This window comes from Nitrosomonas limosa (genome assembly GCF_054188085.1).
Window position 1 is genome coordinate 2,226,374 of sequence record NZ_CM135180.1, and the last position, 13,624, is coordinate 2,239,997.

12 protein-coding genes and 1 pseudogene are annotated in these 13,624 nt (G+C 50.8%); all 13 read left to right on the forward strand.

From position 1 onward, the window contains the following. Window positions 1-252 precede the first annotated feature (252 nt). Window positions 253-2,151, forward strand: coding sequence for a tRNA uridine-5-carboxymethylaminomethyl(34) synthesis enzyme MnmG (mnmG, locus tag ACV7NC_RS10205; RefSeq protein ID WP_458152472.1), 1,899 nt, complete (start codon window positions 253-255; stop codon window positions 2,149-2,151). After that, entirely contained in the window at window positions 2,148-2,789 is a 642-nt protein-coding gene (rsmG, locus tag ACV7NC_RS10210; protein WP_458152473.1) for a 16S rRNA (guanine(527)-N(7))-methyltransferase RsmG, read from the forward strand. Before mnmG ends, rsmG begins: the two co-directional genes overlap by 4 nt. Further along, window positions 2,786-3,544, forward strand: a complete 759-nt coding sequence (locus ACV7NC_RS10215) for a ParA family protein (RefSeq protein ID WP_458152474.1) — start codon at window positions 2,786-2,788, stop codon at window positions 3,542-3,544. The genes rsmG and ACV7NC_RS10215 overlap by 4 nt, the downstream gene beginning before the upstream one ends. A gap of 24 nt (window positions 3,545-3,568) precedes the next feature. Beyond that, complete coding sequence (locus ACV7NC_RS10220; protein ID WP_458152475.1) at window positions 3,569-4,408, forward strand: ParB/RepB/Spo0J family partition protein; 840 nt, start codon at window positions 3,569-3,571, stop codon at window positions 4,406-4,408. 38 nt (window positions 4,409-4,446) lie between these two features. Then, window positions 4,447-4,629 carry a Trm112 family protein gene (locus tag ACV7NC_RS10225; protein ID WP_292922205.1) on the forward strand — a complete coding sequence of 61 codons (183 nt, stop codon included), beginning with the start codon at window positions 4,447-4,449 and terminating at the stop codon, window positions 4,627-4,629. A 3-nt stretch (window positions 4,630-4,632) separates the two neighbouring features. Then, window positions 4,633-5,604, forward strand: a complete 972-nt coding sequence (locus ACV7NC_RS10230; protein ID WP_458152477.1) for an ADP-ribosylglycohydrolase family protein — start codon at window positions 4,633-4,635, stop codon at window positions 5,602-5,604. A gap of 477 nt (window positions 5,605-6,081) precedes the next feature. After that, window positions 6,082-6,315, forward strand: coding sequence for a hypothetical protein (locus ACV7NC_RS10235; RefSeq protein WP_458152478.1), 234 nt, complete (start codon window positions 6,082-6,084; stop codon window positions 6,313-6,315). A 549-nt stretch (window positions 6,316-6,864) separates the two neighbouring features. Beyond that, on the forward strand, window positions 6,865-7,377 hold the full coding sequence (locus ACV7NC_RS10240; RefSeq protein ID WP_458152479.1) for a hypothetical protein: 513 nt from the start codon (window positions 6,865-6,867) through the stop codon (window positions 7,375-7,377). Window positions 7,378-7,397: 20 nt separating this feature from the next. Further along, a complete protein-coding gene (locus ACV7NC_RS10245; RefSeq protein WP_458152480.1) occupies window positions 7,398-9,860 on the forward strand; it encodes a DUF6531 domain-containing protein in 2,463 nt (820 codons plus the stop codon). After that, window positions 9,772-10,797 (forward strand): RHS repeat-associated core domain-containing protein, encoded by a 1,026-nt coding sequence (locus tag ACV7NC_RS10250; RefSeq protein ID WP_458154906.1) that lies wholly within the window; start codon window positions 9,772-9,774, stop codon window positions 10,795-10,797. Before ACV7NC_RS10245 ends, ACV7NC_RS10250 begins: the two co-directional genes overlap by 89 nt. Window positions 10,798-11,146: 349 nt before the next feature. Then, complete coding sequence (locus ACV7NC_RS10255; RefSeq protein WP_458152481.1) at window positions 11,147-11,437, forward strand: hypothetical protein; 291 nt, start codon at window positions 11,147-11,149, stop codon at window positions 11,435-11,437. A 233-nt stretch (window positions 11,438-11,670) separates the two neighbouring features. Continuing rightward, on the forward strand, window positions 11,671-12,030 hold the full coding sequence (locus tag ACV7NC_RS10260) for an RHS repeat-associated core domain-containing protein (protein WP_458152482.1): 360 nt from the start codon (window positions 11,671-11,673) through the stop codon (window positions 12,028-12,030). 119 nt (window positions 12,031-12,149) lie between these two features. After that, window positions 12,150-13,548 (forward strand): annotated as a pseudogene (locus ACV7NC_RS10265) (IS5 family transposase); the annotation flags it as partial. Window positions 13,549-13,624 lie beyond the last annotated feature (76 nt).

Here is a 13,624-nt window from a genome sequence, read left to right on the forward strand (position 1 = left end):
AGAGAAATATGCATTCAAAAGGATCGGAAAGTTAAGGCGTGTAGTAAGCTTTAATTATTTTACATTACTGACTTCATTTAAGAAATTCAACCGCGGTACGAATTGTAGAAATTATCTTGCTGGGCTCTTGCCTACCACCTATAATTGCACTCAGATATTTCACCTTTTGGCTAATCATGCAAAAAGGTTTCACGTGAAACATTCCACATAATATTCTTTCGTATCACACGGATTTTCAACAGCTTTAATACAATGAATCATCATTCGGATTTTGACATTATCGTAGTTGGCGGCGGGCATGCCGGGACGGAAGCGGCGCTGGCAGCGGCGCGGATGGGCTGCAAGACGTTGTTGTTGACGCATAATATCGAAACCATCGGGCAGATGTCGTGCAATCCGTCGATCGGCGGTATTGGCAAGAGTCATCTGGTGAAGGAAATCGATGCGCTCGGCGGTGCGATGGGATTGGCGGCGGATGAGGCCGGGATTCAGTTTCGCGTGTTGAATTCAAGCAAGGGTCCGGCAGTTCGGGCGACGCGCGCACAGGCCGATCGGGTATTGTATAAGCAAGCGATCCGCAGCCGGGTTGAGAATCAGCCGAATTTGCGGGTGATGCAGCAAGCGGTCGACGATTTGATTATCGAGCAGGATCGCGTGGTTGGCGTGGTGACGCAGTTGCAATTGCAAATCCGGGCGCGCGCTGTGATTCTGACGGTCGGCACGTTCCTCGCCGGATTGGCGCATATCGGCAAAACCCATTTCAAAGCGGGTCGAGCGGGTGATCCGCCGGCGTTGACGTTAGCGCAGCGGTTACGGGAAATGGAATTTCCGGCGGGACGTTTGAAGACCGGTACGCCGCCGCGCATCGACGGCCGCAGCATGGATTATTCTAAGCTGCTGGAGCAGCCCGGCGATCAACCGGCGCCGTTTTTTTCGCTGATCGACACCGGCATTCAGCATCCGCAGCAGATTTCGTGCTGGATCACGAATACCAATGCCGATACGCACGACATCATTCGCGATGGTTTAGTCGATTCGCCGCTGTATACCGGTAAAATCGAGGGCGTCGGGCCGCGTTATTGCCCGTCAATCGAGGACAAGGTAGTGCGTTTTTCCGAGCGTGCATCGCATCAGATTTTTCTCGAACCGGAAGGGTTACATACGCATGAAATATACCCGAACGGCATTTCGACCAGTTTGTCGTTCGACGTACAGGTTAAGCTGATTCATTCGATCGCCGGGTTGGAAAATGCGCATATCACGCGCCCCGGTTACGCGATCGAGTACGATTACTTCGATCCGCGCAATTTGAAGCGCTCATTGGAAACCAAAACCATCGAGAATCTGTTTTTTGCCGGACAAATCAACGGCACCACCGGTTACGAAGAAGCTGCCGCACAAGGCTTGCTGGCGGGCATCAATGCCGCGCTGAAGATTCAAGAAAAAGAGGCTTGGTCGCCGCAGCGTCATGAAGCGTATCTTGGTGTGCTGGTCGACGATCTGGTGACGTCCGGCGTGACCGAACCGTATCGCATGTTCACCAGCCGCGCCGAATACCGCTTGCAACTGCGCGAGGACAACGCCGATTTGCGCCTGACCGAAACCGGCAAAAAACTGGGTTTGATCGACGATCGGCGCTGGGAAGCGTTTTCAACTAAACAGGAAGCAATTATCAAGGAACAGCAGCGGCTCGATTCAATCCGGGTATTGCCCGGCACGCTACCTGAGCAGGATGCGATCCGCGTGCTCGGTAAGTCTATCGAGCGCGAATACACTTTGGCCGAATTGCTGAAACGTCCGGATGTCACGTATGCCACATTGATGACCCTGCCCGGCGCGGGTGAAGCGGTCACCAACCCGCAAGTCGCCGAGCAAGTTGAAATTCAAGCCAAATACCACGGTTATATTCAGCGCCAACAGGAAGAAGTAGCGCGCCAGGCGCAGTACGAAAATACGCTGTTGCCGAAGGATATCGATTACCGCGCGGTAAAAGGCTTGTCGAACGAAGTGCAGCAGAAATTGAATCTGCACAAGCCGGAAACCGTCGGGCAGGCATCGCGCATTTCCGGCGTGACCCCGGCGGCGATTTCGTTGTTGCTGGTGCATTTAAAACGCGGATTTGCGCCGGACGGCAAACAACAGACTGCATGAGTCTGTTGCTGCAAATCGAACAATCGTTGCAGGCGCTGGATGTCCGTTTCGGCGTTGAATCCAGGCAGCTTGCCGAAAGCATTGAGCGCTATTTATTGCTGATTGAGAAGTGGAACCGGGTGCATAACCTGACGGCGATCCGCGATCCGCGTGACATGCTGATACAGCATGTGCTCGATAGCCTGGTGGTATTGCCGCATATTCACGGGCCGCAGATCGTCGATGTCGGCACCGGCGCGGGATTGCCGGGGATTCCGATTGCGCTGGCAAGGCCGGATTGGCAGGTGACGCTGGTGGAAAGCAACCAAAAGAAAACCGCTTTTTTACAGCAGGCGAAGATTGAATTGAAATTGCATAACGTTCAGATCATGGCGCAACGCATCGAGCAGGTCGAAGCAAAACCGGTGAATACCATCATCTCGCGCGCCTTTTCAGAATTGGGTGAATTTATCGCACTAACCCGGCAATGGGCGGCGGCAAACAGCGATTGCCGCTGGGTGGCGATGAAAGCGAAATGTTCAGACCAAGAGCGGCGGCAGGTGCAAGCGCCGTTTGCAATTGAAAATATCGTGACGCTGCATGTGCCGGGACTGGATGCGATGCGGCAATTAATCATCATCAAGCACGAACAGCCATGACCAAGATACTTGCGATTACCAATCAAAAAGGCGGTGTCGGTAAAACCACTACCAGCGTGAATCTGGCGGCCAGTCTGGCCGCAGTGGATAAGTGCGTGTTGCTGGTCGATCTCGATCCGCAAGGTAACGCCACGATGGGCAGCGGCACCAACAAGCAAACGGTGAAAACCACGGTTTATCATGTGTTGCTTGGCAGTGCGAATATCCGCGAGGCATTGGTGAGCGACACTCAGGGAAAGTACGATTTGATTCCCGCCAATCGCGATCTGGCCGGCGCCGAAGTCGAAATGGTCGATTTCGAGCAGCGCGAAGCGCGGTTGAAAACAGCCTTGGAAGAAATTCAGTATGAGTACGATTATATTTTGATCGACTGCCCGCCTGCGTTGAATTTGCTGACGCTGAACGGGTTATGCGCGGCGCATGCGGTGATGATCCCGATGCAGTGCGAATATTATGCACTCGAAGGTTTGAGCGATCTGGTCAACACCATTAAGCGGGTGCGCAGCAGCTTTAATCCTGGGTTGCGCATCGAGGGCTTGTTGCGCACCATGTTCGATCCGCGCAATATCCTGGCGCAGCAAGTATCCGATCAATTGCAAAAGCATTTCGGCGATAAAGTCTACCGCACCGTGATTCCGCGTAATGTGCGCTTAGCGGAAGCGCCCGGCTTCGGCTTGCCGGTGTTGTATCACGACGGGCAATCGAAGGGCGCGCAGGCCTACTTGGATTTGGCGAAGGAGATTATAGATGCGTGATGACGATAACAAGGAACCGGCATTATGACCAAACAAATAGGTTTAGGACGCGGTTTGGATGCATTGCTGGCGAGCACCGGCGCCGAGGGCGTGGTGGACGAGCCGCTGCAAAATTTGGCCATCACCCGGTTGCAACCGGGTAAATATCAACCGCGAACCAATATGGATCAGGCGGCGCTGGCGGAATTGGCGGAGTCGATCAAGGCGCAAGGCATCATGCAGCCGATTCTGGTGCGGCCGGTCACCGATGATCGTTTTGAGATCATTGCCGGTGAACGCCGCTGGCGCGCTGCGCAATTGGCCGGATTGGCGGAAGTCCCGGTATTGATCCGCAAAGTGCCGGATGAATCGGCGTTGGCGATGTCGCTGATCGAGAACATTCAGCGCGAAAACTTGAATCCGCTTGAACAGGCGCTCGGGATTCAGCGCTTGATCAACGAATTCGGCATGACCCATCAAACTGCCGGGGAAGCACTGGGCAATTCGCGCAGCACCATTTCCAATTTGTTGCGCTTATTGAATTTATCCACGCCGGTGCAGGAATTGATGATGCAAGGCAAGATCGACATGGGGCATGGCCGGGCGCTATTACCGTTGAATGCCGCGCAGCAGATCAAAATCGCCAACGTGATTGTGCACAAGCAATTGTCGGTGCGAGAAACCGAGAAGTTGGTCAATCACCTGGAACATCCGGTGGCGAAAAAAATGACCAAGCCCGACCGCGATCTGCTGCGTCTGCAAGAAGATGTGTCCGAACGTCTGGGGGCGCAAGTAGCGATCAAACCGAAGAAAAATGGCCAAGGCAATATTGTGATTCATTATACGAGCCTGGATCAGCTGGATGACATCCTAGGCAAGCTATAATATAGCCGGTCAATAAATTTAAGAGAGCAAGGAAGATTATGGACGCACGATTATTGGATATTCTGGTTTGCCCGCTGTGCAAGGGGCCGCTGATTTACAAAAAGGAAGACAAGGAATTGATTTGCAAACCGGACCGGCTGGCGTTTCAAATCAAGGATGGCATACCGGTGATGCTCGCCGACGAGGCGCGCCGGATTCCCGATGAAGTTGAGATTCAGTAAGCGATGAACACCGCTATCCGGCTGGAACCGCGCGTTGCCGCGATTATTGGCGCATTGACAGCGGATGCTGCCGCGCTCGGGTTGCATTGGTTATACGATACCGAGCGCATCGCACAAATAGAGAAAACCAAAGGCTTGATGTTTTTGCCGCCGTGCGCGGATGATTATGCCGGTGTCAGCGGTTACTTTGCGCACGGCAAGAAGCAAGCAGGCGATTCATCGGCTTATGGTGAATTATGCTTGTTGATGCTGCGGCATATTGCGCGGCACGGCAAATTCTATCGCGTCGATTATCAAAGCGAATATCGTAGCTATTTCGGCCCTGGCGGCGGGTATCAAGGCTATATCGATTCGCCGACGCGGCAAACCTTGCAAACGTTGTTACCACTCAAACCGGAAGATTTTCCGCTGCAATCCGGCGCCGACGACGATCAATTTGCAGCACTGGCGGCATTACCGGCGATCGTCGCGACCCATCGGGAATCGCAGGATGCGTTGAACGCCAAAATCGAGCAAGTGGTGCGATTGACCAATCATAACGATACCGCCGTTGCGGCGGCACAATATGCCGGTTGCGTATTGCTGGGGGTGTTGAACGGTCAATCCGTCCAACAGGCATTGGCCGATTCGCTTCCGCATGCCGGCGAGAAATTAAAACCGTTGCTGGAAGAAGCGTTGCAAGTCAAAACACTCGATTGCGCGGCGGTTGCCAAGCATTTCGGTAATGCCTGCCATGTGCCGCAGGGTTTACCGGTGATTGCGCACATCGCCAATCACGCGAACGATTACCGCACCGCCATCGAAGAAAATATTCGCATCGGCGGCGATAGCTGCGGCCGTTCGATTATGCTCGGTGCGATTATGGCTGCGCATACCGCGCAGCAAAACGGTTTCAATTCGATACCGCTGGAGTGGCTGGGCCGTTTGCGTAATTTGAAGATTGCTGCGGATTCTTGCGCGCGGCTTTCTTCTTAGTAATCGTTTCTGGAAACGCTTCTTCTTATCAAACGCCAACGCGAGAAGTTGTTGTCGAATAGAATCACGCCATTTATTTGAATTGGGAAGGTGTTACGAAAGGCTGAAATAGCCGGATAAACCGATTCATCAAGAACATCTCCACTTACAACGCCAATGTGCAAGATTAGTACATCATCACGACTGGTTCGTTAGCTCCAGGCTTTTTTTATCTTCTACGGTCTTGCCAGGAAATTGAGCGGAAAACGGCAGGATAGTGCTTTGTCCGCCATGTCTGTAAGTGGTTAGCAGGCCTTCTTCGGTAATCCATAAGTTTTCATCTATGATAAATATTAGAATTATTGATTTGTTAATATGATTCTATCCCGCTATAGTTCGCACATAAAATCTGAGTAGTTACAGTCAGTAGCTCCAGATTAAAGTTTCTTAATCCCGTTTTTTATTTGAAAGGTGTTTTTAATTAGAGGAGTAAAACAAATGAAACTAAGACTTATCACATTGTTAGCTGCATCGGCTTTCTTATCTGCATGTTCAACGATTCCTGAAGCACCTCAGAGCCAGAGCAACATTAAAGTAGGTAAAAGCAATGTCTACTGGATTGATCCGGCTACAGGTAAACCAGGTGGATACATTGTTCCAAGAACGGCATCGCAAAAAACTAAAAATGACAGCTATGCCGATGCAAATGAATCAGTAGTAATCAGCCGGTAATTTACCACTGGCTAAGGCTTTGTAAATATTCTGGCAATATGCGTTTGTTAACTGGTAATAGTTTGGTGAATTGTTCGTCACAAGCAAGGTAAGGAACGATCAGCATTAACCAGTTGCGAGAACATAAAAAATTAGCAGTAAAAACCATTCCTATCCAAGGAGTGGATCAAATGGGCGGGAGTGACAGGCTTGATAGCTTCAGTTCCGCCCACATCAAATATAAATACAACAACAATTAGAATTTGAATTGTCGGTGATACCGAATTAAAACGGTATCACCGTCATTATTTCACCGTTGCTTGCCTGACAGGCATTTCCATTCCGACCAACACCTGGTCACGCAATTCAGTTCTCAGAAATAGCGGGTTAAGTCACCGTTATTCAGCGTTTTCCCAGCGATCTTCTATCTTATCATCGCGGAAATCATCAAATAAGAAAATTCTTAAGTAATTCTGGAAATTTGCACTTCTTGTGGTTTCATGTGTATGCCGATTGCGGCCGAATAAGTATTGGGTCGCTATAAGTCTGTCCTTATAAAGGAGAATTCCTATGGCAAGAGAAATAGTATGGGTTAACTGGAAGAAGTATCTGGTTAATGTCATTGGTTTGTTTTTCTTGTGCGGGAATTCACTTGTTTATGGGTTTGAGCGGGGGCCGATTTGGATGGCATCAAATGGCCCAACCACTTTTGAATATGTATCAAATCCACAAATTGCTTGTGAAATCACAGTAGCTTCTTTCCGAGGTAAGCCTTGGTATCCTGTTCTGGGCCCCGATGATGCAGAAATTCTTAGTATATGGACATATCCTGTAGATCAAAATGGTCATCCAATTACATCTGGTCCAGCATCTTATTACCGTTGTGCCGTAAAGATTTTACGAATTTATGGCCCAACTTATAATCCACCGACTCAGATTATTGACATTAAATATGCAGGAGGAGCTCTGTCTGCATGTAACACGTTGGGGCAAGTTACTCAGCTGATATCACAAGTAATACCATCTGCACCATTCCTAACACCATTCCCGACAAAGCCCTTAACGCAGGCCCACCTGAGCTAGGTTCATGTGCCGGTAATCCCGTGAATACTGCTACCGGTAATAAATACGCTGAAGAAGTCGACATTGTTTCCTCCGGTAACTTAAGCTTTTCCCGCTACTACAATTCGCTCGGCCTATCCGGCAGCTCGCAGGTCGGTTCTGCCTGGAGCCATAATTATCAACGCAGCTTCTTTATCAATGCTGCGACAGCAACGGCCACACGTCCTGACGGAAAATCTGCTTACTTCCGATTGGTTGGAACTTCTTGGGTAAATCAACAAGCCGGCGGCGATCGGCTGGTTCAGATTTCTGGTAGCGGTTGGCAGTTGATAACAGCCGACGATACGATCGAGACCTACAACACGACCGGCAGATTGTTGACCATCACGACTCGCGAAGGCCGCACGCAAACGCTGTCGTACGATGACTATGGGCGTTTAAATACGGTCACCGACGATACCGGGCGCACACTGAGTTTCACCTACGATGGCTCCAGCCGCATCCAAACTCTGACCGATCCAGCGGCTGGTATATACCAGTATGCTTACGATGCGATCGGCAACCTGGCTTCAGTCACCTTTCCCGACGGCAAGGTTCGCAGTTATCACTACAACGAGCCGGCCTACACCAGCGGCGCGAATCTTCCGAATGCGCTGACCGGCATCACCGATGAGAACGGAATGCGTTTTGCGACTTATACCTACGATGCGCAAGGCCGTGCGGTGGTAACCGAGCATGCGGGTGGAGTGGAACGGTATGTGCTGGGCTATAGCGGCGATCACAGTCACACGCTTGTCACCGATCCCCTGGGCAGTCAATACACGCATAATTTTCAAACCATTTTGGGTGTGGCCAAAAGCACCGGTCAATCGCAACCGGCGGGTTCCGGATGCAGCGCAGCGTCGAGCCACATCAGCTATGATGTGAACGGCAATGCGATTAGCCGCGCCGATTTCAACGGCAACAAGACCTGCTATGCCTACGACCTGGCCCGGAATCTCGAAGTCGCCCGGATCGAAGGCTTAAGCAGCGGCAGCAATTGCCCGGGCGACTTGCTGGGCTATACACCCGCCGCCAACAGCAGCGAGCGTAAGATTCTCACGACTTGGCATGCAAACTTCCGGTTACCAACGCTCATCGCCGAGGCGGGCCGTGAAACCAGTTATGTGTATGACGCATACGGCAACGTCACGCAGCATCAAATCAAGGATACCGCCACCAACGACGTACGCATCTGGAATACCAGCTATGCCTACCATCCGGGTATTCCCGGCGTGATCTTGCAAAAAACCGACGACGGTCCGCGCACCGATGTAGCCGATATCACCATCACCCAATATTACGCACCGGATGCCGCCTGCAGCGGCGGCCATTCGGGTTGCCGCGGACAAGTCGCCAGTGTCACCAACGCCTTGGGTCACGTCACGCAAATCACCCGCTATAACGCTCACGGTCAGCCCGAAGAAATCGTCGACCCGAATGGTCTTACCACAACACTGGCTTACGATGTTCGTCAACGGTTGCTATCGCGCACCAGCGGCACGGAAATCACCCAGTATCAATATGACAACGCCGGACAACTCAAGAAAATCACCTTCCCGGACGGCAGTTTCCTTGGTTATAGCTACGATGCCGCGCATCGTCTGACAGCCATTGCCGATAACTCGGGTAACCGCATTCAATACACGCTGGATGCGATGGGCAATCGTATCCGCGAAGAATTATTCGATGCCGGCAATAACCTGGCCAGAACCCAACAGCGCGAATACGATGCGCTGAACCGGCTGTGGAAAGACATCGGCGCGCAAAGCCAGACCACGCAGTACCAATACGACGCGCAAGGCAACCTGAAGCAAATGGCTGATCCGTTGCTGCGCGCGGTCAATTTCCAATTCGACGCACGTAACCGGTTGAAAGAAATCACCGATCCGGCGAACGGCTTCACCCGGCAAGCATACGATGGACTCGATCAAATCACGCAACTGACCGATCCGCGCAATATCGCCACAACCTACAGCTACAGCGGTTTCGGCGATGTGACGCAAGAAGTCTCCGCCGACCGCGGCACGACTACGTACACCTACGATTCCGCCGGTAATCTCAAAACTGTGCTGGACGCACGAGGCGTCAAGCACACCTACACTTGGGATGCGTTAAACCGTCCGACCAAACGCACCCACACCACCGTCACAGGAGTACCGGGAGCTATCCAACTTACCTGGAGTTACGATACCGGCGCGAACGGTATCGGACGGCTGACCGGCATGACCGATGAATCCGGCTCGACCGGTTTCAGCTACGATGCGTACGGCCGGTTGCTCACCAAGACGCAAACCGCCAAAATTGCGAGTGGTGGTGCTGGCAATACCATCAACTACATTCAAACATTGAGTTACCAATACGACAGCTTTGAATGTGTTGCTCAACAACATCAGCTATCATCCGTTTGGCGAAGCCAAGAGCTGGGTATGGGGCAACGGGCAAGCCTACATACGCAGCTTTGACTTGGATGGGCGACTTAGTACCCATCCGGTGGGCAACGACACCCGCACGCTGATCTACGATCTTGCGAGCCGCATCACTCACACGACCGATACCAACTATCCGGTCTATAACCGCAGCTATGATTACGATGCGTTGGATCGTCTGATCAGCCAATCGGACAACGATGGATTCAAATTGTGGGCGTATGACGCCAACAGCAACCGCACGGCGGCGCAATTTGGCGGCACCACTTATCCGTATGCCATCGCCGCTGCCAGTAACCGTCTGACGAACGTTGCCGGGCCGGTTGCGAAGAACTATACCTACAATGCCGCCGGTCATCCGCTGAGCGACGGTACTGCGACCTTCACTTGGAACGCCGCCGGTAAACTCGCGACTACGGTCAAAGGCGGCAAGACACACACCTACAAATACAACGCGCTGGATCAGCGTATCATCAAAAACGGCCCGTTGAGTCCGAGGTTTTTGTTCTTCTATGATCCATCGGGGCAAATGATCGGAGAATATCAAGACAATGCGGCTACCACGACACCGGCTGACGATTGGCTGGTGCGGCAAGAAACCGTCTGGCTGGGCGATATTCCGGTCGGCGTGATCACGAAACCCACCGCTACCAGTGAAATACAGGTGCATTACATCCACGCCGACCACCTCAACACCCCGCGGGTAATCGTGGATCAGACTAACACCATTATCTGGCGCTGGGAAAACACCCACGCCTTCGGTGCAAACTTACCCAACGAAGATCCGGACAGCAACGGCCAGTTATTTGAATACCACCTCCGTTTCCCCGGGCAGTATTTCGATAAGGAAACCGGCCTGCATTACAACTATTTCCGCTATTATGAACCGGAGACCGGAAGATACATTTCACCCGACCCAATTGGGTTGATGGGAGGGATGAATGTTTGGGGGTATGTGGGGGGGATCCGCTGAGTTTTGTGGATCGACTTGGCTTAGATAAGACAATTTGGTTTCCACTCGGTGACGGGCGAAGTATTGTTGATGGTCCTCGGAATGGAAATTGGGGTGGAGGCAAGTGGAGTGGCGGAATATCAGGTAATGGCACAGGAAATGCTTTGCCGCTCGACAGTGCGGATGCTTGTTATATGAGACATGATCTATGTTATGACTCAGGAACTGCAAAGAAGTTATGTGATGCTAGATTAGTTAGTGAGCTGAAGGCATTGCCTACGAATCCAAGGAAATGGCCAGTGCCGCCAAAACTTGGAACTGAAGTCGATACGATATTATTTCTAATGGGAGCGATTTTGATTTTTAGCCCATGAGCATTCCAAAAAAACCATTTACCTTATACGCAGTAAGTGTGTTTATTGCTTTGAGCACCATCTTGGCTGAAAGATTTTTTTGGCATATTGGCTATTCAAATTTTTTTCTGCTACTGAGTGTTCTTGCTTTGCTGCATGTCATTGTTAGTATCGTGATGATCAAAGAAAATCCGGATAAATTTCTGTTGCGGCTAGGCGCTGTAGTTATATTTATCACTGGTCAATGGTGGCTCATTGAGCTGATTGCAATGCTAATCATTTGGAATGTACGCGGATTTGCACCATAGCTAGTAGCCTGGATAAGTTTGTGCCATCCCGATCTCCAATGAGCATGCAACAAATACAACATCTTGGATCAACGTATCATCAAGAACGGCCCATTGAGTCCGAAGTTTTTGTTCTTCTATGATCCAAATGGACAATTGATCGGTGAATGCCGGAATAGTGTATCGACCACGTCACCGGCCCGATTCAGGTGCACTACATCCACGCCGACCACCTCAACACGCCGAGGGTGATCGTGGACCAGACCAACACCATCGTCTGGCGCTGGGAGAACACGCATGCATTTGGTGCTAACTTGCCCAACGAAGACCCGGACAGCAACGGCCAGTTATTTGAATACCACCCCCGATTTCCAGGGCAGTATTTTGACAAGGAAACCGGCCTGCATTACAACTATTTCCGCTATTATGAACCGGAGACCGGAAGATACATCTCGCCAGACCCGATTGGGTTGATGGGAGGGATGAATGTTTGGGGGTATGTGGGGGGGAATCCGCTGAGTTTTGTTGATTACTCAGGAATGTCAACGGCTTTAGTAGATCGAGACAACAATACAATATCAGTTACTTTCAAAAATGGTCAGATCGTTACTTAGTCGGTCCTGAAATATTCCTAAGCACTTGATATTAGTTATAAATACACTGTTCATTAGTGATCATAACGACCTGGAATGTTAAAATAGTGCTGTATTTCTGGTCGAAATGGTGATTAAAAATGCTAAGAAATAGCAGTACGATTCATCAACCGAATCTGTTTGGAACAGATTTACTGATGCAGCTTGATCCCGGTGATCCATTGCTGAAGCTTGCATCAGCGATACCGTGGCAAGGATTTGAGGAATCATTTTCGGTTCATTACACAGCAGCGACAGGAGCACCGAGTAAGCCGATCCGTTTGATGGTTGGGTTATTGATTCTAAAACAGTTAGAGAATTTGAGTGACGAATCGATAGTACTGCAGTGGAAGCGTAATCCTTATTACCAGGCTTTTTGCGGCATGAAAGAGTTCCAGCAGAAGTTGCCTTGTCATAGCACGGAGCTGGTACATTTTCGTAAGCGCATAGGCGCGGAAGGCGTAGAGCGGATTTTCCGGATGAGCGTTGGTTTGCATGGGGAATCGGCGCTGGAAGACGTCATTCATATTGACACGACCGTGCATGAGAAGAACATCACGTACCCAACGGATAGCAAACTGGCGATCAAGATTATCAATCGCCTCAACAAGATTGCCAAATCCCATGGTATTTTACAGCGGCGTACTTTTGTCAAAGAAGTGAAGTCACTGCGCCTGGATATCCGGCACTACCGGCATGTGAAGAAAAGAGCGAAAGCGAAACGAGCGTTGAAGCGACTCAGAACCATTGCAGGTATTCTGATGCGGGAGCTCAGGAGAGAACTGCCGCAATACTGTTTGTTTGAATGCTACCAAAAGGATTTTCTACGGTATGAGGGAGTATTACGGCAGCGACAAAACGATAAAAACAAGATCTACTCATTGCACGAACCGCAAGTGTACTGTGTCGCCAAGGGAAAAGACCACAAACAATATGAATACGGCAGCAAGGCATCGATAGCCAGTACCGCAAAAGGCAATCTGATTGTCGGGGTTGTCAGTCACGAACAGAATCTGCATGACAGCCATACATTACCGGAGATATTGCGACATGTTGAGATTTCGCGAGGGAAAGCTGCCAGGCAGGCCGTATGCGATCGCGGCTACCGCGGCAAACGTGAAGTCAATGGAACCCAGATCATTTTGCCCGGAAAGGCGCTCAAGAAGGATACCCGGTACCAGAAAGACAGGAAGCGAAAACAGTGCAGGAGGCGCGCCGCGATTGAACCCATTATCGGTCACCTGAAGTCGGATTATCGAATGGCAAGGAACTATCTGAAAGGCGCTGTCGGTGATCGCATCAACCTGCTGATGGCTGCTTGCGCCTGGAATCTGAAACAATGGCTGCTGGCCATTTTTTGGCTCTTTTTCCCGTGGCGAGAACGGATTCCTTGATGGAAATTTAAACTACAAGGGTATGCATTTTGATAGGTAGCCGTTTCCTCGGGCGGCTTTTCCAGATCAACAACTGTTGTCTGATACTTTTTCAGGGGCGACTACTTATGCAGCTGGAAATAACACGATAAATCCATCAGGTGATCCCAATAAAATAGGAAGTAATGGTCCTGCTCCGGCAG

What these genes read in the sequence shown, in the direction of transcription:
- rsmG (WP_458152473.1), top strand. Translation starts at nt 2,148, where the DNA reads ATGAGTCTGTTGCTGCAAATCGAACAATCGTTGCAGGCGCTGGATGTC.
- ACV7NC_RS10215 (WP_458152474.1), top strand. Translation starts at nt 2,786, where the DNA reads ATGACCAAGATACTTGCGATTACCAATCAAAAAGGCGGTGTCGGTAAA.
- ACV7NC_RS10225 (WP_292922205.1), top strand. Translation starts at nt 4,447, where the DNA reads ATGGACGCACGATTATTGGATATTCTGGTTTGCCCGCTGTGCAAGGGG.
- ACV7NC_RS10235 (WP_458152478.1), top strand. Translation starts at nt 6,082, where the DNA reads ATGAAACTAAGACTTATCACATTGTTAGCTGCATCGGCTTTCTTATCT.
- ACV7NC_RS10255 (WP_458152481.1), top strand. Translation starts at nt 11,147, where the DNA reads ATGAGCATTCCAAAAAAACCATTTACCTTATACGCAGTAAGTGTGTTT.
- mnmG (WP_458152472.1), top strand. Translation starts at nt 253, where the DNA reads ATGAATCATCATTCGGATTTTGACATTATCGTAGTTGGCGGCGGGCAT.
- ACV7NC_RS10220 (WP_458152475.1), top strand. Translation starts at nt 3,569, where the DNA reads ATGACCAAACAAATAGGTTTAGGACGCGGTTTGGATGCATTGCTGGCG.
- ACV7NC_RS10230 (WP_458152477.1), top strand. Translation starts at nt 4,633, where the DNA reads ATGAACACCGCTATCCGGCTGGAACCGCGCGTTGCCGCGATTATTGGC.
- ACV7NC_RS10240 (WP_458152479.1), top strand. Translation starts at nt 6,865, where the DNA reads ATGGCAAGAGAAATAGTATGGGTTAACTGGAAGAAGTATCTGGTTAAT.